The 22979-nt window shown below is 68.0% G+C and carries 22 protein-coding genes; 9 read left to right on the top strand and 13 right to left on the bottom strand.

Annotation, left to right across the window (positions count from 1 at the left end; translation table 11 throughout):
- Entirely contained in the window at nucleotides 1-1440 is a 1440-nt protein-coding gene (locus ASE22_RS08275; RefSeq protein ID WP_056357357.1) for an efflux transporter outer membrane subunit, read from the top strand.
- 34 nt (nucleotides 1441-1474) lie between these two features.
- Here the strand turns inward: ASE22_RS08275 and ASE22_RS08270 are convergent, their stop codons facing one another.
- Genes ASE22_RS08270 through ASE22_RS08240 form a run of 7 tightly spaced genes read right to left on the bottom strand, consistent with a single transcriptional unit; the run spans nucleotide 1475 to nucleotide 8252 of the window.
- Nucleotides 1475-2011: a VOC family protein gene (locus tag ASE22_RS08270; protein ID WP_056357354.1), complete on the bottom strand. Its 537-nt coding sequence runs from the start codon at nucleotides 2009-2011 to the stop codon at nucleotides 1475-1477.
- Nucleotides 2012-2040: 29 nt separating this feature from the next.
- Nucleotides 2041-3465 (bottom strand): dihydrolipoamide acetyltransferase family protein, encoded by a 1425-nt coding sequence (locus ASE22_RS08265; protein WP_056358682.1) that lies wholly within the window; start codon nucleotides 3463-3465, stop codon nucleotides 2041-2043.
- Between the two features lie 11 nt (nucleotides 3466-3476).
- The gene (locus ASE22_RS08260; protein ID WP_056357350.1) at nucleotides 3477-4487 is read right to left on the bottom strand and encodes an alpha-ketoacid dehydrogenase subunit beta; all 1011 of its coding nucleotides are present in this window, start codon (nucleotides 4485-4487) and stop codon (nucleotides 3477-3479) included.
- Nucleotides 4488-4503: 16 nt separating this feature from the next.
- The gene (locus ASE22_RS08255) at nucleotides 4504-5475 is read right to left on the bottom strand and encodes a thiamine pyrophosphate-dependent dehydrogenase E1 component subunit alpha (RefSeq protein WP_056357347.1); all 972 of its coding nucleotides are present in this window, start codon (nucleotides 5473-5475) and stop codon (nucleotides 4504-4506) included.
- A gap of 19 nt (nucleotides 5476-5494) precedes the next feature.
- Nucleotides 5495-6703: an acyl-CoA dehydrogenase family protein gene (locus ASE22_RS08250; RefSeq protein ID WP_056357346.1), complete on the bottom strand. Its 1209-nt coding sequence runs from the start codon at nucleotides 6701-6703 to the stop codon at nucleotides 5495-5497.
- The gene (locus ASE22_RS08245; protein WP_056357343.1) at nucleotides 6703-7848 is read right to left on the bottom strand and encodes a thiolase family protein; all 1146 of its coding nucleotides are present in this window, start codon (nucleotides 7846-7848) and stop codon (nucleotides 6703-6705) included. The genes ASE22_RS08250 and ASE22_RS08245 overlap by 1 nt, the downstream gene beginning before the upstream one ends.
- A complete protein-coding gene (locus tag ASE22_RS08240; protein WP_056357340.1) occupies nucleotides 7845-8252 on the bottom strand; it encodes a Zn-ribbon domain-containing OB-fold protein in 408 nt (135 codons plus the stop codon). Before ASE22_RS08240 ends, ASE22_RS08245 begins: the two co-directional genes overlap by 4 nt.
- Nucleotides 8253-8380: 128 nt before the next feature.
- Between ASE22_RS08240 and ASE22_RS08235 the strand changes: the two genes are divergently transcribed.
- A complete protein-coding gene (locus ASE22_RS08235; RefSeq protein ID WP_056357337.1) occupies nucleotides 8381-10000 on the top strand; it encodes a GMC family oxidoreductase in 1620 nt (539 codons plus the stop codon).
- 51 nt (nucleotides 10001-10051) lie between these two features.
- Here ASE22_RS08235 and ASE22_RS08230 read toward each other — a convergent pair whose 3' ends face one another.
- Nucleotides 10052-10744, bottom strand: a complete 693-nt coding sequence (locus ASE22_RS08230) for a pentapeptide repeat-containing protein (protein WP_056357335.1) — start codon at nucleotides 10742-10744, stop codon at nucleotides 10052-10054.
- A 99-nt stretch (nucleotides 10745-10843) separates the two neighbouring features.
- On the opposite strand from ASE22_RS08230, the gene ASE22_RS08225 reads away from it, so the two are divergent.
- Complete coding sequence (locus tag ASE22_RS08225) at nucleotides 10844-11518, top strand: spermidine synthase (RefSeq protein ID WP_056357332.1); 675 nt, start codon at nucleotides 10844-10846, stop codon at nucleotides 11516-11518.
- 51 nt (nucleotides 11519-11569) lie between these two features.
- On the opposite strand, the gene ASE22_RS08220 is transcribed toward ASE22_RS08225, so the two are convergent.
- Both ASE22_RS08220 and ASE22_RS08215 read right to left on the bottom strand, forming a co-directional pair.
- Complete coding sequence (locus ASE22_RS08220; RefSeq protein WP_056357328.1) at nucleotides 11570-11836, bottom strand: DUF2171 domain-containing protein; 267 nt, start codon at nucleotides 11834-11836, stop codon at nucleotides 11570-11572.
- 105 nt (nucleotides 11837-11941) lie between these two features.
- Nucleotides 11942-12715 (bottom strand): helix-turn-helix transcriptional regulator, encoded by a 774-nt coding sequence (locus ASE22_RS08215; protein ID WP_056357324.1) that lies wholly within the window; start codon nucleotides 12713-12715, stop codon nucleotides 11942-11944.
- 159 nt (nucleotides 12716-12874) lie between these two features.
- On the opposite strand from ASE22_RS08215, the gene ASE22_RS08210 reads away from it, so the two are divergent.
- Nucleotides 12875-13975, top strand: a complete 1101-nt coding sequence (locus tag ASE22_RS08210; protein ID WP_056357321.1) for an acyl-CoA dehydrogenase family protein — start codon at nucleotides 12875-12877, stop codon at nucleotides 13973-13975.
- 32 nt (nucleotides 13976-14007) lie between these two features.
- On the opposite strand, the gene ASE22_RS08205 is transcribed toward ASE22_RS08210, so the two are convergent.
- Nucleotides 14008-14700, bottom strand: coding sequence for a ThuA domain-containing protein (locus ASE22_RS08205; protein WP_235536255.1), 693 nt, complete (start codon nucleotides 14698-14700; stop codon nucleotides 14008-14010).
- 74 nt (nucleotides 14701-14774) lie between these two features.
- The gene (locus ASE22_RS08200; protein ID WP_056357316.1) at nucleotides 14775-16184 is read right to left on the bottom strand and encodes an aromatic ring-hydroxylating oxygenase subunit alpha; all 1410 of its coding nucleotides are present in this window, start codon (nucleotides 16182-16184) and stop codon (nucleotides 14775-14777) included.
- Between the two features lie 143 nt (nucleotides 16185-16327).
- Between ASE22_RS08200 and ASE22_RS08195 the strand changes: the two genes are divergently transcribed.
- From ASE22_RS08195 to ASE22_RS08185, 3 genes are read left to right on the top strand one after another with little or no spacing between them, the layout of a single operon-like run.
- Complete coding sequence (locus ASE22_RS08195; RefSeq protein ID WP_056357314.1) at nucleotides 16328-17110, top strand: SDR family NAD(P)-dependent oxidoreductase; 783 nt, start codon at nucleotides 16328-16330, stop codon at nucleotides 17108-17110.
- Nucleotides 17107-17928, top strand: a complete 822-nt coding sequence (locus ASE22_RS08190; protein WP_056357312.1) for an SDR family NAD(P)-dependent oxidoreductase — start codon at nucleotides 17107-17109, stop codon at nucleotides 17926-17928. The genes ASE22_RS08195 and ASE22_RS08190 overlap by 4 nt, the downstream gene beginning before the upstream one ends.
- Before the next feature lie 26 nt (nucleotides 17929-17954).
- A complete protein-coding gene (locus ASE22_RS08185) occupies nucleotides 17955-18734 on the top strand; it encodes an SDR family NAD(P)-dependent oxidoreductase (RefSeq protein ID WP_056357309.1) in 780 nt (259 codons plus the stop codon).
- A 3-nt stretch (nucleotides 18735-18737) separates the two neighbouring features.
- On the opposite strand, the gene ASE22_RS08180 is transcribed toward ASE22_RS08185, so the two are convergent.
- Complete coding sequence (locus ASE22_RS08180) at nucleotides 18738-19592, bottom strand: helix-turn-helix transcriptional regulator (RefSeq protein WP_056357306.1); 855 nt, start codon at nucleotides 19590-19592, stop codon at nucleotides 18738-18740.
- Between the two features lie 208 nt (nucleotides 19593-19800).
- Here ASE22_RS08180 and ASE22_RS08175 point away from each other — a divergent pair, with 208 nt between their 5' ends.
- Nucleotides 19801-21000 (top strand): cytochrome P450, encoded by a 1200-nt coding sequence (locus tag ASE22_RS08175; protein WP_056357303.1) that lies wholly within the window; start codon nucleotides 19801-19803, stop codon nucleotides 20998-21000.
- An 84-nt stretch (nucleotides 21001-21084) separates the two neighbouring features.
- Nucleotides 21085-22827: a thiamine pyrophosphate-binding protein gene (locus tag ASE22_RS08170; protein ID WP_162257089.1), complete on the top strand. Its 1743-nt coding sequence runs from the start codon at nucleotides 21085-21087 to the stop codon at nucleotides 22825-22827.
- Nucleotides 22828-22979 lie beyond the last annotated feature (152 nt).

Here is a 22979-nt window from a genome sequence, read left to right as displayed (position 1 = left end):
ATGCGCGGGATCACCCTGTTGGCGCTGCTGATGACCGGCGCCTGTTCGATGAACCCGCGGCTCGACCTCCCGAAGCCGCCGGTCGCGACCGTCTATCCCGAAGCCGCGCCGCAGGAGCCGGCGAGCGCCGCCGCGATCGACTGGCGGACGATGTTCGGCGATCCGCGTCTTCAGGCGATCATCGCGCTGGCTCTGGACAACAACCGCGACCTCCGCGTGTCGACGCTCAATGTCGAGGCGGCGCGCGCGCAGTTCCGGGTCGCGCGCGGCGCGCAGCTTCCGCAGGTCGACGCGAACGGCAGCTACACCCGCCAACGCATCCCGACCAGCACGGCGGGGGCCGGGATCGGCGGCGCGATTGGCGGCGGCGGCGCCACTGTGCCGAGCGGTTTCGAGTTCGGCCAATATTCGGCCAATGCCGCGCTCACCAGCTTCGAGATCGATCTGTTCGGTCGGCTGCGGTCGCAGAGCCAGGCGGCGTTCGAACGCTATCTGGCGAGCGACGAGGGTCGCCGCGCGGCGCGGATCGCGCTGATCGGCTCGGTCGTCGACGCCTATCTGGCCGAGCGGCTGGCGCAGGAGCAGCTGGCACTGACCGAACGCACGCTCGCCGACTGGAAGGTCTCGCTCGACATCACCCGGCGCCAGCATCAAGCGCGGCAGGTCAGCGGTCTCGAACTCGCCCAGGCCGAGGGGCAGGCGCGCCAGGCGGAAGCCGATCTGGCCGGACGGCAGCGGGCGTTCTCCCAAGCGTCCAACGCGCTCCAGCTTCTCGTCGGCGCGCCGCTGCCGGCCGACCTGCCCGCGCCGATCGCGCTGGCCGACCAGCCGATCATGACCCAGCTACCCGCCGGGCTGCCGTCCGATCTGATCGCGAACCGGCCCGATATCCGCCAGGCCGAACGCGAGCTCGTCGCGGCCAATGCCGATGTCGGCGCGGCGCGCGCGGCCTTCTTCCCGCGCCTGTCGCTGACCGGACTGTTCGGCTTCACCAGCCTGGCCTTCGACAATCTGTTCAAGGGCGACAACCGCACCTGGTCCTTCACCCCGCAGATCAGCCAGCCGATCTTCCGCGGCGGGAGTCTTCGCGGCGAGCTGCGGCTCGCCAAGGTGCAGACGTCGATCGCCGTCGCCAATTACGAGAAGGCGATCCAGACCGGCTTCCGCGAGGTCGCCGACGGTCTCGCCGGCCGCACCACCTTCGCCCGTCAGATCGATGCCCAGCGCAAGGCGGTCGAGGCCGCCGAGACGCGCGCACGCCTGTCCACCCTGCGCTACCGCGCCGGCTTCGACAGCCGCCTCGAGCTGCTCGATGCCCAGCGCAGCCAATATGCGGTCCAGCAGACGATGCTCGACCTGCGGCAGCAGGAATTGTCCAGCGCGACCGGCCTCTACCGGGCGCTCGGCGGCGGAGACGAAAACCAGGCGCCGAGCAAGTAAGGGCCGGATAGCGCAACGGGACGGGCCTGCACCCTCACCCCAGCTTGCGCAGCGGCTCGCTGCCGTCCCAGTCGCGGGCGGCGTCCTTGATCATGGCGAACAGGCCCTCCGAGCCGGCCATCGGCTGGAGCAGCTCGATGACATGGCCGGGGCCGCCGCCCGCGTCGACATAGATCACCTCGCCGCTGTCGCCCACCTTGCCCTCGACGAGGATCTCGGCCCCCGCATCGGCGCAGGCGCGGCGGGCATCGGCAATCGAGTCGACGAAGATGCAGACATGGTGGAGCTGGTCCTTCACCGCATAGTCGCCGCTGTAGATCGACTGCGCGTCGTTCTCCGGCCGGATCAGCTCGATCTGGATGTCGCCCCAATAGGCGATCGCGATCGAGAAGACCGCGTCGGTCGGCTGGCCGCGATAGCGCATGTCGCCCAGCCGGATATTCTCCATCAGGAAGAAAGGCCCGACCCCGACCGTGTCGGTCCAGTAGCGCAGGGTCGCGTCGAAATCCTCGGGCAGATAGGCCATCTGGATGATGTTGCCGAGCGCCTTGATCGAGCCGATGCCCGCCATGCCGTGATCCTTTTCCGTCGTTTTCCGTGTCAGGCGAACAGTGCCTCGGGCTCCTCGATCAGGCCCTTGAGCGTGGCGAGGAACCGCGCGCCCGCGGCACCGTCGATCGCGCGGTGGTCGACCGACAGGGTGAGCCCGATCCGGCTTTCGAAGGCGATCCCGCCATCGTCGGTCTCGACCGGAACCCGGCTGATCCCGCCGACTGCCAGGATCGCGCCCTGCGGCGGATTGATGATTGCGTCGAACTGCTCGATCCCGAACATGCCCAGGTTGGAGACCGAGAAGGTGCCGCCGTCCATGTCCTCATAGGAGAGGCGTCCGGCATTGGCCTTGTCGATCAGCGCGCGGGTCGCCGCCGCGATCTGGTCGATCCGCATCCGGTCCGCCTGCCGCACGATCGGGGTGACCAGGCCCTTCGGGCTGGCGACCGCGACCGCGACGTCGGCATGGGGGAAGCGGTGGATCGCCTCGCCATGCACCTGGACGTTGACGTCGGGATGGCGGACCAGCGCGACCGCGGCCGCCTTGACGATATAGTCGTTGATGCTCGCCTTGCAGCCGAGCACGACGTTTGCGGTCTTGCGCAGCGCCACCAGCGCATCGACCTGGGCGCCGATCCGCAGGTAGAAATGCGGGATTTGTTGCTTGGCGTCGGTCAGCCGGCGGGCGACGATCTTGCGGATCTTGTCGAAGGGCATGATCTCCGGCCGGTTCTCGCCGGGGACGAAACTGGGCGTCCCGAAGCCGGCGGGCGTCGACGAGGGCTGCGGAACCAGCGCCAGCACGTCGCCCTTGGAGATGCGGCCGCGCGCGCCGGTACCCTTGAGCGCCGACAGGTCGATGCCGTGCCGCGCGGCGATGCGGCGGGCGAGCGGCGACGCGAAGATCCTCGCGACCTCGGCGTCGAGCGGGACGGTGCCGCGCAGGGCCGGCGTCGCCGCCGGGCGCATCGCCTGCTGGACGTCCTGATAGGTGATCCGCCCGCCGCGCCCCGATCCCTCGATGTCCTCGATGGCGACGCCCTCGGCCTCGGCCAGCTTCAGCGCCTCGGGACTGATCGGCCGGTTGGTGACGATCTTCTTCGGCGCGGATGCGGCCGCCGCCGCTGCGGGGCGAGCGGCGGCGCTTTCGCCCGCCTTGGCCGCGACCTGGGTGTCGGCCGGGCGGAAGGCGGCGATGAAGGCGTCGATCTCGGCATCGGTCGCGGCCGCGTCGGCGAACACCGCGAGCAGCGCGCCGACCGGCTCGGCCTCGCCCCCGGCGCCGACCAGCACGCGGCGAACGACCGCGTCATATTCGGCGTCGACCTCATTGGTGATCTTGGCGGTCTCGATCAGGCACAGCGTCTGGCCGCGGGTGAAGGCGTCGCCCTCCCTCACCATCCATTCGGCGATGGTGCCCTCGGTCATCTCGATGCCCCATTTGGGCATGCAGAAAGGTCGGATATCGGCCATGTTCGTTATCCTCACCGCCAGCCCAGCACCTTGCGCACCGCCGCCTCGATCTTGTCGGCCGATGGCAGGTAGGCGCTCTCCAGTTCGCGAGCGAACGGGATCGGGGTGTGCGGCGGGGTCACCGCCAGCGGCGGCGCCTTGAGGCTGGCGAAGGCCTTCTCGGCGATCAGCGCGCAGATGTCGGCGGCCAGGCCGCAGCGCGGCGGCGCCTCGTCGACGACGATCGCGCGGCCGGTCACCTCGACCGAGTCGATGATGGCTTCCTCGTCGAGCGGGCTCGTGGTCCTTAGGTCGATCACGTCGCAGCCGATCCCCTCGGCGACGAGCTTGTCGGCGACGGTCTCGCAGAAGCCGAGCAGCAGGCCCGACGAGATGATCGTGACGTCCTCGCCCGCCCGCGACAGCCGGGCATGGCCGAAGGGAACGGTGAAGTCGCCGTCGGGCACCTCGCCGCTCATGCCGTAGAGCGCCTTGTGCTCCAGGAAGATGACGGGGTCGTCGTCGCGGATCGCGGTGCGCAGCAGGCCCTTCACGTCGGCCGGCATCGACGGCATCACCACCTTCAGGCCGGGAAAGCCAGTCAGGATCTGGTGGACCGACTGGCTGTGCTGCGCGGCGGCGTTGTAGCCCGCGCCATAGGCCATGCGGATCACCGCCGGACACTTGGTCTTGCCGCCGAACATGTAGCGGAACTTGGCGATCTGGTTCCAGATCTGGTCGAGGCTGACGCCGATGAAGTCGGCGAACATCAGTTCGGCGATCGGGCGCTTGCCGGCCAGCGCCAGGCCTGCCGCGGCGCCCATGATCGCGCTTTCGGAGATCGGCGTGTCGATCACCCGGTTCTTGCCGAACCGGTCGTAGAGGCCGGTCGAGGTCGACCAGATCCCGCCGATCGCCTCGGGCCCACCGGCGGTGCCCATGCCGCCCACGATATCCTCGCCGAGGACGACGACGGAGTCGTCGCGCTCCATCTCCTCGGCGATCGTCGAGAGGACGGCTTCACGGTACATCATCTTGGCCATCGTCGCGCTCCAGCCGTCAATAGGAGATGTAGACGTCGGCGAGGACGTCCTGCGGGGTGGGGCGTTCGGCGCCACGCGCGGCCTCGACCGCCGCGTCGATGCTCTCCAGCACCTCCTTGTCGACGGCATCGAGATCGGCATCGGTCAGCAGGCTGGCGCCGGTGACGCTGGCGCGGAACTTGATCAGGCAGTTGCGCTCCTCGCGGATGCGGTCGAGCTCGCCCTTGCCGCGATAGCGCTGCGGATCGCCTTCGAAATGGCCGAAGAAGCGCTCGGTGTCGAATTCGACCGCCGCCGGGCCCTTGCCGGTGCGGGCATAGTCGAGCACCTCGCGCATCGTCTCGTACACCGCGAAGAAATCGGTGCCGTCGGCGCGCCAGACCGGCATGCCGAAGGCTTCGGCGCGGCTGGCGATGTCCTTGGCGGTGCCGACCGCATAGTCGACCCCGGTATGCTCCGAATAATGGTTGTTCTCGAACACGAAGATGCACGGCGCCCCGGTTACCACCGCGAAATTCATCGCCTCGAAAGTGGTCCCCTGGTTGCAGGCGCCATCGCCCGAGAAGGCGATCGCCACCTTGCCGTTGCCGTCGATCTTGGCCGACAGCGCCGCGCCCACCGCGATCGGCGCGCCCGCACCGACGATGCCGTTGGCGCCGAGCATGCCCTGCTCGACATCGGCAATGTGCATCGATCCGCCCTTGCCCTTGCACAGGCCCTCGCGGCTGCCCCAGATCTCCTTCATCATGCCGGTGACGTCGCAGCCCTTGGCGAGGCAATGGCCGTGGCCGCGATGGGTCGAGATGATCTTGTCCTCGACGCTCAGATGCTCGCACACGCCGACCGCGACGGCCTCCTGCCCCGAATAGAGATGGGTGAAGCCGGCGATCTCGCCGGTCTGGATCTCGACGTGGAGGCGCTCCTCGAATTCGCGGATCACCTTCATCTGGCGGTAGGCGCGCAGCAGCGCTTCGCGGCTCAGTTGCATCGGTCTTCCTTATCCCGGTTCACAGGCCCAGCACCGAGCGGGCGATGATGGTGCATTGCACTTCGTTGGTGCCGCCGAAGATCGTCCAGGCACGGCTGTTGAGATAGCGCGGGGCCGCGAGCTGTGCCGCCCGGGAATGCACCGGGTCCGGCGCGTCGGCACCGTAGAGCGGCCGCACCGGTTCGAGCTGGAGGCCGGCCGTGCCGTAAAGGTCGACCGCGAGCAGGTCGATCCTTTGGCGCAGGTTGGAGGCGAGCAGCTTTGTCAGCGAGGTCTGCGGCCCGGGCTGGCGGCCCTTGGCGATCTCGGAGATGATCTTCATCTCGATCATTTCCAGCGCCTGCACCTCGAGCCGCGCCCTCGCGACCTTGCGCCGCCACTGCGGATCGTCCGCCATCGCGCCGCCGCGTCCGTCGCTCTGCGCGCGGGCGTCGGCCTCGAGCTGGTCGAGGTCGTAGCCGAGCTTGGGCGAATGGCAGGAACCGCCGCGCTCGTTCTCCAGCAGGAATTTGGCGATCTTCCAGCCTTCGCCTTCGTCGCCCACGAGGTCCTCGACGGGGACGACGACGTCTTCGAGGAACACCTGGTTGACCTCATGGTCGCCCGCGGCGGTCAGGATCGGGCGGACCGAGATGCCCCGCTGGTTCATGTCGACCAGCAGGAAGCTGATCCCCGCCTGCTTGCGCCCGCTGGTATCGGTGCGGACGAGGCAGAACATGCGGTTGGCGTGGTGGGCGTGCGTGGTCCAGATCTTCGATCCGTTGAGGATGTAGCGATCGCCGTCGCGCACCGCCCGGCACTGCAGCGAAGCGAGGTCGGAGCCGGCGCCGGGCTCGGAGAAGCCCTGGCACCAATAATCCTCGCCCGACAGGATGCGCGGCAGGTAGAACGCCTTCTGCGCCTCGGTGCCGAAGGTCCAGATCACCGGCGCCACCAGCTTGAGGCTGAGCACCGTCAGGTTCGGCGCGCCGGCCAGGGCGCATTCCTTCTCGAAGATGTAGCGCTGCATCGGCGTCCAGCCGGTGCCACCATGCTCGACGGGCCATTGATAGCCGAGCCAGCCATGCGCATTGAGAACGGCGTTCCAGGTCTGGCCGATGTCGGGCTCGACGAACACCGACGGGGTCGCGGCGGCGCCGGCCTTCACGTCCTCGGGCAGATGATCCCGGAGGAACGCGCAGACATCGTTCCGGAAGGCGGCATCCTCGGGGGAAAGTTCGATGTCCATCAGCGTTCCAATATCGTCACGGCGGACACGCCGGGCGCACCATAGACATGGGTGTAGGCGGTACGGGGATCGCCCGGCACCTGCCGCCCGCCGCCGTCGCCGCGCAGCTGCACGACATTCTCGTAGACCTGGCGCAGACCCGAGGCGCCGATCGGTTCACCGCAGGCGAGGCAGCCGCCGTCGGTGTTGACCGGCAGGCGGCCGCCGATCTCGGTGCGCCCCTCTGCCAGCCAGGCCTCCTGCTCGCCGTCCTCGCAGAAGCCGTTCTCGGCCATGTGCATGATCTCGGCGCCCGCCTCGGTGTCCTGCAGCTGGGCGACGGCGATGTCCTCGGGGCCGATCCCTGCCATGCGGAAGGCATCGGCGGAGGCTATGCGGGTGGCGGAGCCGCCGCGGTCGATGTCGATCGACGGCGCGAACACCTCGAAGGAGCCGGGTGGGCGGGTCCGCATCGCCGCGGCCTTCAGCCGGATCAGCGGCTTGCCGAGCTCGCGCGCCTTCTTCTCGCTGGCGAGGATCAGCGCGACCCCGCCCTCGCCGGGCGAGCAGAACATATATTTGGTGAAGGGGTCGCTGACCATCGGCGCCTGCAGGATGGTGTCGAGCGGCACTTCCTCGCGGCGCCAGGCGTGCGGTGCATGCACCGCGTTGCGGAACGCCTTGTGCGCCACCCGGCCCAGCGCGGTCGCGGTGATGCCGTGCTCGTGCATGTAGCGCATCGCCTTGGCCGCGAAGAACTGGGTGGTGATCATGTAGCCCGCCTCCCCATACCAGTCGGGCAGGTTATATTCGGCGGGCATCGCGTTGAAGGCCCCGCGCGGATGCTTGTCGAAGCCGACCGCAAGGCCGAGCTCGAACTCGCCCGACTTGATCGCCATCTGCGCGGAGAACAGCGCCGATCCGCCGGTCGCGCAGCCGTTGCGGACATTGATGAACTGCACGCCCGACAGGCCGAGGCTCTCGACCATCGTATCGGGATTTCCGGCCGAATCGGAGCCGCCATAGGCGAACTGCATGGCGTTCCAGTCGACCCCCGCGTCGCCCAGCGCCTGGCGCACGGCGAATACGCCCTGTTCCAGGCCCGACAGGCCGTCGGTCCGACCGAAGGGGTGAATGCCGATGCCGACGATGCAGACGTCGCTCATGCCGATGCTCCGCCGGGCCGCCCGAGCGGCTGAAATGCGTGGACCAGCACAGGCTCCGCGCCGCTGCGTTCGAACGGGAGCTGGATCAGTTCCAGTTCCATGCCGATCGCGATGGCGTCGAAGGCGACATTGGCGAGGCGGCTCTCGACGATCGTCTCGCCGGCCAGCTCGACATAGGCGACCGCCCAGGGCTCGAACGCCTCGGGCCCGGCATAGGGCGGGGTCTTCGGGCGGTAGCGCTGGATGGTGTAGGACCAGAGCCGGCCGTGCCGCCGGAGCGGATAGGGTTCGTAGTCGGTGCCGGCGGGACAGGGGAAGACGATCCGCCCCGTGTGCCGGTGGCGGCCGCCGACCAGCCGCGGCGGCGTCTCTTCCGTAAACAAACCTTCGGCGATCGCGTGCATCTCGCTCCCATCCCGGTATCGATTCCGGTCCCTGTGCTTTACCCCCCGCGCCGCCGGATTTCCGACTCGTCAAAACGCTAGGGTGGCCTGGTCCCCCCGCTGTGAGAGGGTGCGAGGGGGGGAGAGACATGTCCGACATCTGGGATTACATCGTTGTCGGCGCGGGCTCGGCCGGCTGCGTGATGGCCGAGCGGCTGAGCGCGGACGGACGTTCGCGCGTATTGGTGCTCGAAGCGGGCGGCGAGAATGACGGCTTCTGGGTGACGCTGCCCAAGGGCGTCGCCAGGCTTGTCACCGACCCGGCGCATATCTGGGCCTATCCGGTTGCCCAGCCGCGCGAGGCGGGCGGGCCGCTGGGCGAGATATGGATCCGCGGCAAGGGGCTGGGCGGCTCCTCCTCGGTCAACGGCATGATCTGGAGCCGGGGCGAGCCCGCCGACTATGACGGCTGGGAGGCCGCAGGGGCGACCGGCTGGAACGGCGCCTCGATGACCGAGGCCTTCCTGGCGCTGGAGGACCATGCGGCCGGGCGCGGGCCGATGCGCGGCAGTGGCGGCCGGGTCCATGTCGATCCCGCTATCTACCGCTATCCGCTGGCCGACCGGATGATCGAGACCGGCGTGGCGATGGGCATGGCGCGGGTCGACGACCTCAACGCCGCCACCGGCCCGCGCATCGGCCTCTACACCCACAATATCCGCAAGGGCCGCCGGCAAAGCTCGGCACGCACCTTCCTCGCGCCCGCCCGCAGGCGCCCGAACGTGAAGGTCGTCACCCATGCGCTCGCCGAGCGCATCCTGTTCGACGGCCGGCGCGCGATCGGGATCGAGGCGACCGTGAACGGCGAGCGCCGCCGCTTCGACTGCCGCGGCGAGATCATCGTGTCGAGCGGTGCGATCGAGAGCCCCTTGCTGCTCCAGCGATCGGGCATCGGCCATGGCGGCCGGCTCGGCGCGGCCGGGGTCGATCTGGTCGCCCATTCGCCCGATGTCGGCGAGCGGATGATCGAGCATCTTTCGCTGTCGATGCCCTATCGGCTCGAACGGGGGAAGGGCACGCATCGCAGCTTCTTCGGCATCGGCCTGCTCGCTGCGATGGTGCGCTACTTCGCCCTGCGCGACGGCATCATGGCGACCGGGCCGTTCGAGGTCGGCGCCTTCTGCAACGTGGCGCATCCCGACGGCCGCACGGACACGCAATTCTATCTGGGCGGTTACACCTTCCAGGTGGGCGACGACAACGATCCGGTGCCGCTCGACAAGATCGACCGCAGGCCGGGCGTGACCCTCTATGGCCAGTTGCTGCGCCTTACCAGCGAGGGATCGGTGCGGATCGGAGGGTCGGGCAGCGGCGATGCGCCGGTGATCCTGCCCAACTGGCTGAGCACCGAGCATGACCGCGTCTCGGCGGTGAGCATGATCCGGACGATGCGCGCCTTCATGGCATCGCCGCCGCTCGCGGACATGGTTGGCGGCGAGATCGTCCCCGGCGTCGAGCTCCAGTCCGACGAGGAATTGCTTGCTGCCTTCCGCAAGCTGTCGAGCTGTGGCCTCCACGCGATCCGGTCGTGCCGGATGGGCGGCGACGCCGATGCGGTGGTCGACCCGCGGCTAAGGGTGAACGGAGTCGAGCGTGTCCGAGTCGCCGACTGCTCGGTGATCCCCAACCATGTCACCGGCAACACCAACGCCCCCGCCATGGCGATCGGCCTGCGCGGTGCGGCGATGGTGCTGGAGGACCGGGGCTAGAGGTCGAACGAGGTTGCGGCGGCCGATCGCCGTCGTGACGTCCTCATCCCGTCACAGGACCTTCAGCCCCAGTTCGCCGAGAAGCTGGCCGGCCTGCTCGCGCGATATCGTCGCGCCGCGAAAGAGATTGGCGTCGATCAGCCGCAGGCCGCCCAGGTCCGCGTCGCGCAGGTCGGCGTCCTCGAAGCGCGATCCCGCCATGTTCGCGTCCCGCAGACTGCAATCCTCGAAGATCGTCGCGCGGAAATCGCTCCTGCGCAGGTCGGCCTGGCTGAAGTCCACCTTCTTGAGCCGCTGCTTGCGGAAGGACATGCCTGGCAGCTTGGCGTTGACCAGCAGCGTTTCCTCGAACCCGATGTCGATGGTGCGGGCGTCGGACAGGTCCGCGCCGGTCAGCTTGCATCGCTCGAAGCGCGCGGCGGTAAGGACCGATCGGCGCAGCGCGCAATTGTTGAAGTCGCTGGCGACGAAGCGCGCCTCGCTGAGATCCGCGCCGACGAACTGCGCGAAGGCGCCGCGGCAGGAACGCCACAGCGTCTCCCCCAGTCGCGCGCCGGCGAAGTCGGCGCGGCGCAGGTTGCAGCGTTCGAAGCTCCAGCCCGACAGATCGACCCGGGAAAGATCGGCCTCCTCCAGATCGCAGTCTACGAGATGGGAAGGCGAGGGGCCCGCCGCGAGATGGTCGATGTCGGCGCGGGATAGGCGCCGGCCCTCAAGCGGGCGAACGGAGAACAGGTCATCCATTGGCCTATGTTAGCGCGGTTTTGCGGCCGGCTCCAACGAGGGTGCTCGCCAAGGCGGGTAGGATGGCTGTATCGGCGGCCGGACTCGGAGGCATGATCGATGAAGGCACGCGAACTGATCGGGACGGCGCAGGTGCCGGGGGGCGCGCCGCTGCGGCTGTTCCGGCGCGGGGACGATTTCATGATCGTGCTCGATCGCAACGAACTGATGAACAGCCGGATGAGCGGATCGGAAGAGGCGCTCGCGCTGATGACGATCGAGCGGCTGGGAGGCCGGATCGCGTCGCCGCATGTCCTGATCGGCGGCTATGGCATGGGATTCACCCTGCGTGCGGCGTTGGGCATGCTCCCCGCGACAGCCCGGGCGACGGTGGCCGAACTGGTGCCCACGATCATCGAATGGGCGCGGGGGCCGATGGCGGATCTTACCGCGGGCTGTCTCGACGACCGGCGGGTGACGATCGTGCAGAGTGACGTGGCCGAGGTGATCCAGGCCGGCCGCGCCACCTATGACGCGATCCTGCTCGACGTCGACAATGGGCCCGACGGTCTGGTCCGCGAAGCCAATGGCTGGCTCTATTCGATGCGCGGCCTTTCGGCGGCACGGGCGGCGCTCAGGCCGGGCGGGGTGCTGGCGGTCTGGTCGGCCGCCCCGGACGTGGCCTTCGTCCGCCGCCTGCGCGGTGCCGGCTTCGACGTCGACGAAGTCGCCGTCCGCGCGCGCAGCAACGGCAAGGGGCCGCGCCACGTCATCTGGTTCGCGCAGCCGGCCTAGCCCGCCGTAGCCACCCCGCCGAACATCGTCGGCGGGGCGCTTCCTATCGTCCTAGGAACGCTTGTCCGCCAGGGCTCCGCCGTCATTCTCCTCCTCGAGGAGCATGGCCGAGGCCCCGGTGGCGGAGAGCCGGACCTGATTGCCTTCGACGGCGGCGACCAGCCCGACCGATACATAATGGTGATGATCCGAATGCGAGCCGCTGTCGGCTTTCGTCATCTTGATGCGGTCGCCGTCGACCTTGTCGACCGTTCCGACATGAACGCCGTCCGCGCCGACGATTTCCATATGCTCGCTGATCTGGCTGAGGTCCGTCATCGCATGTCTCCTATTGCGGTCCCGGGGAACGCGCAGAGAGGGCCATCGGGTCCATCATCGGCGATGGCGATCGGGTCGAGGTTGCCGCCGGGGCCGGCCGGCGCGCTAGGTGTTGAGCGAGATATAGCCCAGCTGCGCAGCCTTGAAGACGGTCTGGCTGCGGTTGACCGCGTTCAGCTTGATCGAGGCGTTGTGGATGTGGAAACGCACCGTCGCCCGGCTGCGCGACATGATCATGCTGATCTCGAGGTCGGTCTTGCCGATCGCCGCCCAGCGCAGGCATTCGACCTCGCGCTTCGAAAGGCGCGAGCCGGGTGGCAGGGCCTGGGTCGATCCCATCAGGTGGACATAGGTGCCGATGAAGGTGCGCGCGTAGACGCCGAAGGCGTCGCCGATGGCGAGGAAATCGGCTTCCAGGTCGGTCCGTTCGCGGTCCAGGGGGTTGAAGCTGACCGCGCCGATCTGCCCGAAGGGCAGGTGGACCGGAACGACGATCGCTGCCTTGGTCATCGCCCGCGTCTCGAAGTTGGCGAGTTCGATCGAGTCGAGATAGGCATTGGGCACACGGGTGCGGAAGCCCTCGGCGTTGACCCAGAAGGGCTGGCTTTCGAAGCGGCAGGCGGTGGTGAGCGGGGAATCGAGCGCGATGCGCGAATTGCGCCACCATACCCGGTCGGTGTCGTTCCAGCCGAACACGTCGAGCGCGAGGACATGGCCGTCGGCATCGACCGGGGTCCGCTTGTCGGCGATGTCGTGCGCGGGGGCGGCACGCAGGCCGCTTTCCAGCGCGATCGCGTGCAGCGCCTCGGCCGCCGGGCGGATGTCCGCCAGTCGGGAGATCCGGACGGAATCGATCTTCTCTTGCGACAGTATCGACACCTTGGCCTCCGTCCTCCCCTTTTTTAATCCTTGCAGGACGTACAGGCAATTTGCCTTCCGACAAAGCCGGATAGCCCGACCCTAGTCTTTTGCGCAGCGTGGCGGCGCGAAGGTTGATGCTACATCGTCGGCGAGAGGGGGCGGCAGGGAGGATTGCCGGTGAATTTCGATCTCAGCGAAGACGAAGAGATGCTGAAGGCCCTGGCCGAACGCTTCGTCGCGGACAATTACGATATCGAGCGCCGCCGGTCGTTCCTCGCCGAGCCGCACGGTTTTTCCGCCGCCAACTGGGCGCTTCTCGGCGAACTCGGGCTGATCGCGGCGGCCTTCGACGAGCAGGCGGGCGGCATGGCGCTCGACGCCACCGGCATCGCCACCATCTTCGAGGCGCTGGGCCGCGGCCTCGTCGTCGAACCGCTGATCGAGAATGTCCTGCTCGCCGGACGGCTGTTCGCCGCTACCGCGCGAGGGGTGCTGCGCGACGGCTGGCTGCCGGGGCTGCTGACCGGCGAACGCCGCATCGCCTTCGCCCATGCCGAGACGAAGGCGCGCGGCGGTCACCTCTGGATAGAGACCCGCGCCGATGCGGCAGGGCGGATCGACGGCGGCAAGGCCTATGTCCCCGCCGGGGCCGGGTGCGATGGCTATGTCGTCAGCGCGCGGACCGCCGGCTCGCCCGATACGGCCGACGGGCTCGGCCTCTATTTCGTGCCCGCCGGTGCCGCCGGGCTGTCGATCGACGAATGGCGCATGGCTGACGGCAGCACCGCCGCCTCGCTGGACTTCGCCCAGGTCGCGGCCGAACGCCTCGACGGCGGTGTTTCCGACGTCGCCGGGATCGAGCCGATCGCCGACCTCGCCCGCTCGGCCGAGGCACTGGGCATCATGGAGCGGATATTCGCTGAAACGACCGACTATCTGCGCACCCGTCGGCAATTCGGCAGCGCGCTGGCCGACTTCCAGGCGATCCAGCACCGCATGGTCGCGCAATATGCCGCGATCGAGCAGAGTCGCGGCCTGCTCAACCAGGCGCTCGTCAACCATGGCGGCGAGGGCTTCGAGCACGCGGTGCGCGGCCTGCGCGCCTTCATCGCACCCGCCTCGATCGAACTGGGCCATGAGATGATCCAGTTCCACGGCGGCATGGGCGTGACCGACGAACTGGCGATCGGCCACGGCCACAAGCGCCTGCTGGTCCTGTCGCGCTGGCCCGACGATCCAGAAACGGCGCTGGACAGATTTGCGGGAATCGCCGCCTGAGGCTTATTGTATAGACATTATAGGGCGGCGAACTATGCCTCGCGCGCCTTGATCCAGGCGACGCCCCGCCTCAGCAGTTCGTGGAACACCGGCAGGTCCCAGGCGCAGCGATCGACGGTCGGCCACCAGTCGAGCATCGGCTGGAGGTCGTAATGTCCCCGGCAATGGCCGAGCGTCAGGTAGAGCACCGCGCCCGCGCCATGCCGCTTGATGTAGAAGACCGGCTGGGTGCCCGGCGCATCCGCCGCCTCGACGAAGCCGGTGCCGGGCTCGGTGCACTCGGTCTCCAGCAACACGTGCAGGTCGCCATGGGTCTCCATGTGATAGAGCTCGTCGGTGGTGTCGAACGGCTCGACCCCGGCGACCAGCGGATGGGCAGGATCGGCGACGGTGACCCGGTAGGGCGCGATCGGCGGGTGCGAGATGAACTGGCTGCCGAGCATGTCCATCATCAGCGGTGCCCAGCGCGGCGCGTCCCATAGCCCGTTGTCGAGCAGGCGCAGCACCGAGTTGGTCCCATGCAGCGCGTACCAGCGGCCGCCCTTCGCCAGCCAGGCGCGGAGCGCTTCCTGCGCCTTGAGCGAGGGGGTTACGTCGCAGGTGTAGGTGATCAGGATATCGGCCGCCTCGATCGCGGCGATCGTCTCATAGTCCTCGAACACGCGAGTGCGCACGCTCTGGTCCTCGGCCAGCAGCTTGAGCAGCTCCAGCCGGGCGAAGTCCATGTCGTGCCAGACGCCGCCGCAGATCAGGACGCAGTCGATCCGGGGCGGGCGGGTGTCGGCTCCAGCAACGTCGCTCACGCCGTGGCCCCCGCCTCGCCGCCCAGATATTTCTCGAGCGTGCGATGGAACTGGCGAATGCGGATCTCCTGATAATCGGCGAGCTGGACCTTGCCGGTCTTCGAGCAGTGCAGCCCTTCCTGGACGAAGCGCAGGTTCGCCATGTCCTGGTCGAGCACGTCGCCGAGGATGCCGAGCTCGGGCGCGTCGGTCCAGGGCTGGTCGATGCCGAGCAGGTTCATCGGCACCCCGCGCGGGATCGGCTCGCCCTTCTTCACGCGGGAGAGGACGCGCACCTCCATCAGGCAGGTGTCGGGCGTGGCACCCGGCCGCCAGCGATAGACGATGTTGGGCATATAGCCGCCCCATGGCGCGAAGTTCGGGAAGACGTTGTAGACCAGCGCGTCGAGCAGCTCGCTGTCGGTCGCGTCCTCATGGTCGTAGCCGGTCTGGGCGGTGTAGCCCGCGCGCATCGCCGCGCCGAGCGCCTCGCGCGCCGTCATCCCGTCGGGCACGACCACCGCGAAGGGGTCGTTCGCGGTTTCGTAATTGTCGGCGGAGCGGCCGTTATATTTGACGAACTCGTCGACGATCCACTGCTGGGTCTTGCCATCGGCGTCGACATGCGGGGACATGATCCCGAACGGCACCAGGTTGACGTTCACATTGTCGCCCCAGTTCCAATAGGCGCTGTTGCAGTCTCCGGTGAAGGGCAGCAGCTGCGGGTGGGTGACGACGGTGTGCCAGGCCTCCATGAACGCCTCGGCGGTCGCCTTCCAGTTGGCGGGCACCTGCTTGGCGACCCAGATCACCGTGGTGCATTCGTCGTGGCGCCAGCGGGTGAAATGCTCGGGCAGCGGCGCCAGATATTCCTCCAGCGTCGGCCCGCCCGCCTCCTCGCGCAGGAAGATATAGCCCTGCCAGCGGCCGACCTCGGCCAGGGGCAGGGTCATCGCGTCGGGCTTCAGATGGGTGAAGTCCCACTGGCACGGCATCGAATCGAAGCTGCCGTCCTTGTGCCAGGCGAAGCCGTGGAACGGGCAGACGAAGCGATCGGTGGTGCCGTCCTCGGTGCGCAGCTTGCGGCCGCGGTGGAGGCAGACATTGTGCATCGCGCGGACCGACCCGTCCTCCTGCCGGCTGATCAGGAAGGACCGGCCGGCATTTTCGTAGACGACATAATCGCCGGGCTCGGGAAGGTCCTCCTCGCGGGCGACGAACTGCCAGACATGGGGCCACATCCGTTCGCGCTCGGCGCGGGCGAAGTCCTCGCTGGTGTAGCGTTCGGCCTGCAGCGGATCGGAGCCGAGATATTCATAATGCTCCTGCGTCAGGCAGGCCGGCGCGGGGCGCGAGTCGACCCCCATCAGCTCGGTCCAGCTGATCCCCGGGCTGCGGCCGGGGAGCTTGGGATCCCTGTCTGCCATCGGTCTTGTCCTTCATCCTAGATCATCGCGCTTTTATGGGTGTTCTGCCCCCTGCGCGCGGGCCCGTCACCTTGTCGAAAGCATAGGTTGCGGGACGCCGATAATCGATCAAAGCTGCGGCCAGAGCAAATCAGGAGAGGGCCTTGAGCAGAAGGCTGGACGGGAAGGTCGCGCTGGTCACCGGCGGGACGACGGGCATCGGAGCGGGGGCGGTGAAGCGGCTCGCGGCCGAGGGCGCGACGGTGTGGTTCACCGGATCGAACGAGGCGGCCGCGAAGGCGGTCTGCGACGAGAGCGGCGCAACCTTCCGCACCCACCGCGTGCAGGACGAGGCCGGCTGGACGGCGCTGATGGCGGAGATCCGCCGCGAGCACGGCCGGCTCGACATCGCCTTCGCCAATGCGGGCATGGAGGCCGGAGACGCCAGCGTCGAGGATATCGCGCTCGACGACTGGAACGCGATCGTCGGGGTCAACCAGACCGGCGTGATGCTGACCATCCAGCACGCGATCCGGGCGATGCGCGACAATCCGGATGGTCCGACCGGATCGATCATCGTCAACTCGTCGATGAACGCGCTGCGGGCGATGGGCAATTTCGTCGCCTATTCGGTGACGAAGGCGGCGGTGGTCGCGCTCGCCAAGTCCTCGGCGGTCCATTGCGGCAACCGGGGCTATCGCATCCGGGTCAACGCGATCCTGCCCGGCGTGGTCGAGACCGATCTGATCCGCGGCGTGATCGAGCGTGCCCCCGATCCGGCGGTAGCACGCTCGCAGTTCGAGAATATGGCGCCGATGAAGCGCATGGCGCGGGTCGAGGAGGTGACCGGCCTGGTCGCCTTCCTCGCCTCGGACGAGGCGGCGTTCATCTCGGGCGGTGAATATGTGATCGACGGCGCGACCACGGCGGGGACGATGGGGGTATGAGCATGGGGCAGCAGGACGGGCGGCTGAAGGGCCGCGTCGCCTTCGTGACCGGCGGCCTGCGGGGAATCGGCCTCGCCACCGTCGAGCGCTATCTCGTCGAGGGCGCCTCGGTGGTGATCTCCGACCTCGACGCGGCCGACAGCCCGGCGGCGGCCGGCGTGATCGAGCGGCTCGGTCCGTCGGCGAGCTACATCGCCGCCAACGTCACCGAGGAGGGCGACTGGAAGCGCGCGAGCGACCTGGTCCGCGAGCGGCACGGCAAGCTCCACATCCTCGTCAACAATGCCGGGACCGACCTGACCGGTCCGGTCGAGGCGCTGGCGCTGGCCGACTGGCGCAAGATCATGGCGATCAACGTCGACGGCGTTTTCCTGGGCACGCGGCAATTCGTGCCGCTGATGGCGGAGAGCGGGGTCGAGGTCCGGGGCGGCGCCAGCATCATCAATGTCAGCTCGATCATGGGTCTGGTCGGCTATGCCGACACGTCCGCCTACAACGCCAGCAAGGGCGCGGTGCGGCTGTTCACCAAGGCGATCGCGGTCGAGTTCGCGACCAAGAAGATGCCGATCCGCGCCAATTCGATCCATCCCGGCTTCGTGCTGACGCCGCTGCTCCACGCCGGGTTCCAGCGCTGGGTCGACAAGGGCTTCGCGGAAAAGCCGCAGGACCTGATCGACACCATGGCCGCGACCACCCCGGTCGGTCGTCTCGCCGATCCGGCCGAGATCGCGGGCGCCGCCTATTTCCTGGCGAGCGACGACAGCAGCTACATGACCGGGACCGAGGTCGTCGTCGACGGCGGCTGGACCGCGCAATAACGGCCGCGAACGGAGAGGACGGGAAGATGACGATCGAGCTGAAGGATGTCGTCGCCGTGGTGACGGGGGCGGCCGGCGGGATCGGCCGCGCCGTGGTGGGCGCGATGAAGGCGGCGGGAGCGACCGTGATCGCGACCGACCTGTCCGATGCGGCGCCGGGCGCGGGCGAGGACGACTATCTCCGCCACGATGTCACCAGCCGGGCCGACTGGGATGCGGTGGCGGCGCTGGCGAAGGCGAAATATGGCCGGCTCGACGCACTGGTGAACCTGGCCGCGATCTCGATCGTGACGAAGTTCGAGGATACCAGCCTGGAGGAGTTCCACCGGGTCAATGCGATCAACGTCGACAGCGTGATCATCGGCACCCAGGCGCTGCTGCCGCTGCTGCGCGAGGGCGGCAAGGCGCGCAAGGGCGGTGCCTCGATCGTCAATTTCTCCAGCGTTGGCGGCCTGCGCGGCGCGGCGTTCAACGCGGCCTATTGCACCAGCAAGGCGGCGGTGAAGATGCTGTCCAAATGCCTGGGTGCCGAGTTCGCCGCGCTCGGCTACAACATCCGCTGCAACAGCGTGCACCCCGGCGGGATCGAGACCCCCATGCTCGGCGGCATCATCGACCGCTATGTCGAGCTGGGCGCCGTCCCCTCGCGCGAGGTCGCCGAACGGAGCATCGTCGCCAACCACCCGATCGGCCGCATGGGCCGCCCGGATGAAATGGGCGGCGGCGTGGTGTACCTGTGCTCCGACGCCGCGAGCTTCGTGACCTGCTCGGAATTCCTGATGGACGGCGGGTTCAGTCAGGTGTGACGGTCAGTTCGGCCTCGTCGACACCCCGGACATTTCCTTCGAGCGCATCCAGGCGGCGAGCTGCATCCGGCTTCCTATGCCGAGTTTCTCGTAGATGTTGCGGAGGTGGTTCTCGACCGTGCGGATGCTGATGCCCAGGACGCTGGCGATCGAAAGATTGGTGTAGCCGTCATAGATGAGGCCCGAGATTTCGCGTTCCCGCTCCGTCAGGACGGCCATGGTCATGCCGCCATCGTACAGAAAGCGATGCCAGTTCGTCTCCGGGCGGGACCGCCCAGCGCGCGCGGCCGTCTCGTCCATTTGGGCCTGCATGGTCGCGAGGTCCTCGCGCAGGGCGACGTTGGCGCAGGCAAGCGCGATCAGCGGCAGCATGTCGCCCAGCAGCTCTGCTTCCCGGGTCGAATAGGACGGGCTGCCGGTTCGGCGTGTGAAGCTCACGGAAAAGTTGCGCTGCCCGAAATGCGCCGCGACCGGAAAATGGACGCCGATGATGTCGCCGATGCCCTGGGGAACGAGGAAGCCGTCATAATAGGCCCTGATTTCGGGACGGCACGCATCGCGCATGATGGCGGACATCGCCGCCGGCTTCCTGGAGGGAGCGGCATAGAGGGGATCGTCGCGAAACAGCGAGCGGCGGTAGGGCGCCAGAACCCCGGCGATCGATCGGCTCAACGTCGCGTCGCGTATGTCCTTGGGCAGACCATTGTCGATTTCGAGTTCGAACAGGGCGGTGGCGTCGGCACCGATGGCGCCGGCGATCGGCCGAAGCAGGGTCGCCTCGATCTCCCGTGCCGTGACGACGGCATCGATCGACCGGGTCAGCTCGGCAAACAGGCTTTCGTTCGATGGCGAGCCCATGGCATCCTCCCGGCCGCGCGTCTCGTGCGCGGATATCCCGTGATCTTTTTCTAGGCCATCGGAACAGGTGTGGAAAGCGTACACCGATCGTAGCGACGAGGGGATGAGTAGTAATCGCTATTCGCCGGAACGTGCCTTGTGTCGCACCAGAGCGGTCGCCCCGACCGATTCCGACCCGGGGGGACCGAAACGACAGGGAGAGCGAGCAATGGCGGTCGACACGAGGAAGCCCCGTCCTGCCGGCGCACCGGTCTCCGCGCTGGATCCCTTTGCCACCGACGCCATCGTCGATGCGGTCGCCACGAATGCCGCCATCCGCGACGCGGGCGACCTGATCTGGCTGGAAGACTATGGGATGTGGGCGACGGGCCGCTATGCGGCGGCGAACCGGATTCTCGGCGATTTCGAGAATTTCTCGTCGGCGAAACGGCCGTTCACGCATCCGGATTTTCCGTTGCCGGCCATATTGGTGACCGACGATCCACCCGATCATGGCGCCATCCGGTCGGTGATGAACCGCGTGCTGTCCCCGAAGGTGCTGCGCGCACACGAGGCGGCTTATCGTGCGGCGGCGATCGCCGCGATCGATCGGCTAACGGCCGGCGATCCGTTCGACGGCGTCCACGATCTCGCGCTGCCGTTCGTGCTCTCCGCCTTCGGCGATACCGTCGGCTTGCGCGATGGCGGCCGGGAGAACCTCGTCACCTTCGGCGCCGCGATCCTCAACACCTTCGGGCCCGTCAACGATCTGTTCCTGTCCTTGGTCGAGCGTGCCGGGGAGGCAACCCGGTGGGTCGAGGCCCAATGCGCACGCGACGCCCTGAAACCGCAGGGCCTCGGCGCGGCCATCTATGAGGCGCAGGCGCGCGGGGAGGTTTCGGAAGAACAGGCCGGGCTCCTGCTCATGAGCTTGCTGTCGGCGGGCGTCGACACGACCGCCGGCTCGATCGCGAACATGCTCCACTGTTTCGCGCGTAATCCCGATCAATATGCCCGGCTGCGGCGCGATCCCGGATTGTGCGCGCGCGCGTTCGAAGAGGTTCTGCGCTACCTTTCGCCCGCGCGCGTCTTCGGCCGCGTCGCGCATCGCGACACGGCGTTGCTGGGCCAGACGATCCGCCAGGGCGACGGCATCCTGGTCTTTCTCGGCGCGACCGGGCGCGATGCATCGATATGGCCCGACGCGGAAAGGTTCGATGTCGGCCGCGCGGCGGGCAAGCACATCTCGTTCGGCATCGGCATCCACAATTGCATCGGCCAGATGCTGACGCGGACCGAGGCGCTCGCCCTTCTGAAGATCATCGTCGAGAGGGTCGAACGCATCGAATGCGCCGGTGAGCCGGAAGTGCTGATGTCGAACACGATCACCTCCTTCGAGAAGCTTCCGCTGCGCTTCGTCGCGGCCTGAACGGGCCGAAGACCCGTCGAGCGACCTACCCCGGCTGCCGAGCGGACCGCCGCTTCCGGCTCCATGCCTACAAGGACCTATATGATGCCCCGCATGATCAAGACGACGGTGACCGGCGTACTCATCGAGCTGCTCAGGAAATATGGCGTGCGGAACATATTCGGCCTGCCGTCGGGCCAGCTGGGCATCTTCATGGACGGCGTCAGCCGGGATCCCTTCTTCCGTTACATCACGACCCGTCATGAGGAATGCGCCGGCCATATGGCGCACGGCGCGACGATAGCCGGCGACGAGATGGCGCTCAGTTTCGCGACGGTCGGGCCGGGGGCCACCAACCTTCTTCCCGGGGTCGCGGCGGCCTGGGCGGACAATATCCCGATGATCGTGCTGACCGCGAACAATCCGCTGAAGATGCTCGATCCCTATGCCGATATGCTGCAGGCGGTCGACCAGATCGCGCTGTTCAAGCCGGTCACCAAATGGAATGTGCAGATCCGCGATCCCGAGCGCGCGGGCGCACTGATGGAACGTGCGATCGGGCTGGCCCGGTCGGGGCGTCCTGGCCCGGTCCATATCGACCTTCCCGTCGACGTCTCGACCATGGCCTGCACCTATGACCTCGATCGCCTGCCGGTGGTCCAGCCGCCACGCCCCCGGCCGTCCGGCAGCGAGCTCGACGCGCTCCTCGCCATGCTCGCCTCGGCGCAGCGGCCCCTGCTCGTCGCGGGCGGCGGCGTGATCCGGTCGGGCGCGGTCGACGTGTTCCGGGCGGTCTCCGCCCGCCTCGGGATTCCGGCGATCAGTTCGGTCCAGGGGTGGGGAGCGGTCGATCCCCGCAGCGACCTCTATATCGGCAGTCCCGGCTGGCACGCGGGCTTCGCCGCGCTGCAGGCCGGCCGGGAGGCCGACCTGGTCCTCGCCATCGGCTGCAAGTTCGGGAGCTGGACGCCGGTCGCGAAGCCGCCTGCGGTAACGCCGGTCGCTGGCCAGCGCATCGTCCAGGTCGATATCGACGAGACGATGCTCGGCAAGAACGCGGCGATCGCGCTGGGCCTGGTCGGCGATGCGCGCGAGACGCTGGAAGCGCTGCTCGCCCGGCTGGATGGGATCGCGATGGATGTCGATCGTGCCTGGATCGACTCCCTCCTCGCAGCGCGCGGCGATTATGTCGCCGCGCTCGACGGACTGGCGAACGAGACGGCCGGGGCCCAGCCGCCCGGAACACCGGCCTTCATGCGGGAGATCAGGCGATTGCTCCCCGAAAATGCCATCGTCTGCGTCGATGGCGGACAAACCTCATCCTGGGCGATGTCCTTCCTCGAAGCCGCCGGCCCCTATGCGGCTAAATTCGAAAGCGGCATGGGTCATATGGGCTGCGGCCTGCCGATGGCCATCGGCGCGAAGGTCGCCCAGGCCGAGGATCGTCCGGTCTTCGTGGTGTGCGGCGATGGCTCGGCGGGCCTGACGGGGCAGGAGCTCGAAACCGCGTCGCGTCTCGGCATCAAGCTGGTGATGATCGTGATGAACGACAGTTGCTGGGGATGCTACAAGCCGTTGGAGCAGTTCGTCTTCCAGAACGACAGGCTCGGCCCGTCGATGGTCGATACCGATTTCTCGAGGGTGGCGATGGCCTATGGATGCAAGGGCGAGCGCATCACCAGGGTCGAAGAACTGGAAGGCGCCATCGCGCGCGCCATGGCGTCGCCGGTGACCGCTCTGATCGATATCCCGGTGAGCTTTGCGCCGCACCCGCTGGATGGGGAGTTCTTCGTCAAGACGATCATGCCGGGCGCGGAGTTGCAACCGCATCGGGTGGAGCAATTGTGAGGGCTTGGGCGCGGTGCCCATTCGCAGGGTCGAGGCCTCGATCCGCGTTTAGGGTTTCGCCCCTTCGGCGATCCCCCTGCGGCGGCGGCGGGCTGCCGAACGGCATGCGCGCGCCAGCGCCGTCGTAGGGCGTCGGCAACAGGGAATCCAGG

This window comes from Sphingomonas sp. Root720 (assembly GCF_001428605.1).
Taxonomy (GTDB): Bacteria; Pseudomonadota; Alphaproteobacteria; order Sphingomonadales; family Sphingomonadaceae; genus Rhizorhabdus.
This window is presented reverse-complemented; position numbering and strand designations above follow the sequence as displayed.

Bases quoted from the DNA above. Each gene is read 5' to 3' on its own strand.
- ASE22_RS08220 (WP_056357328.1), bottom strand. From the start codon at position 11,836: ATGACGGACCTCAGCCAGATCAGCGAGCATATGGAAATCGTCGGCGCG.
- ASE22_RS08265 (WP_056358682.1), bottom strand. From the start codon at position 3,465: ATGGCCGATATCCGACCTTTCTGCATGCCCAAATGGGGCATCGAGATG.
- ASE22_RS08250 (WP_056357346.1), bottom strand. From the start codon at position 6,703: ATGGACATCGAACTTTCCCCCGAGGATGCCGCCTTCCGGAACGATGTC.
- ASE22_RS08200 (WP_056357316.1), bottom strand. From the start codon at position 16,184: ATGGCAGACAGGGATCCCAAGCTCCCCGGCCGCAGCCCGGGGATCAGC.
- ASE22_RS08170 (WP_162257089.1), top strand. From the start codon at position 21,085: ATGCCCCGCATGATCAAGACGACGGTGACCGGCGTACTCATCGAGCTG.
- ASE22_RS08270 (WP_056357354.1), bottom strand. From the start codon at position 2,011: ATGGCGGGCATCGGCTCGATCAAGGCGCTCGGCAACATCATCCAGATG.
- ASE22_RS08185 (WP_056357309.1), top strand. From the start codon at position 17,955: ATGACGATCGAGCTGAAGGATGTCGTCGCCGTGGTGACGGGGGCGGCC.
- ASE22_RS08275 (WP_056357357.1), top strand. From the start codon at position 1: ATGCGCGGGATCACCCTGTTGGCGCTGCTGATGACCGGCGCCTGTTCG.
- ASE22_RS08205 (WP_235536255.1), bottom strand. From the start codon at position 14,700: ATGGACTTCGCCCGGCTGGAGCTGCTCAAGCTGCTGGCCGAGGACCAG.
- ASE22_RS08255 (WP_056357347.1), bottom strand. From the start codon at position 5,475: ATGCAACTGAGCCGCGAAGCGCTGCTGCGCGCCTACCGCCAGATGAAG.
- ASE22_RS08230 (WP_056357335.1), bottom strand. From the start codon at position 10,744: ATGGATGACCTGTTCTCCGTTCGCCCGCTTGAGGGCCGGCGCCTATCC.
- ASE22_RS08180 (WP_056357306.1), bottom strand. From the start codon at position 19,592: ATGGGCTCGCCATCGAACGAAAGCCTGTTTGCCGAGCTGACCCGGTCG.
- ASE22_RS08175 (WP_056357303.1), top strand. From the start codon at position 19,801: ATGGCGGTCGACACGAGGAAGCCCCGTCCTGCCGGCGCACCGGTCTCC.
- ASE22_RS08235 (WP_056357337.1), top strand. From the start codon at position 8,381: ATGTCCGACATCTGGGATTACATCGTTGTCGGCGCGGGCTCGGCCGGC.
- ASE22_RS08190 (WP_056357312.1), top strand. From the start codon at position 17,107: ATGAGCATGGGGCAGCAGGACGGGCGGCTGAAGGGCCGCGTCGCCTTC.
- ASE22_RS08240 (WP_056357340.1), bottom strand. From the start codon at position 8,252: ATGCACGCGATCGCCGAAGGTTTGTTTACGGAAGAGACGCCGCCGCGG.
- ASE22_RS08245 (WP_056357343.1), bottom strand. From the start codon at position 7,848: ATGAGCGACGTCTGCATCGTCGGCATCGGCATTCACCCCTTCGGTCGG.
- ASE22_RS08260 (WP_056357350.1), bottom strand. From the start codon at position 4,487: ATGGCCAAGATGATGTACCGTGAAGCCGTCCTCTCGACGATCGCCGAG.
- ASE22_RS08225 (WP_056357332.1), top strand. From the start codon at position 10,844: ATGAAGGCACGCGAACTGATCGGGACGGCGCAGGTGCCGGGGGGCGCG.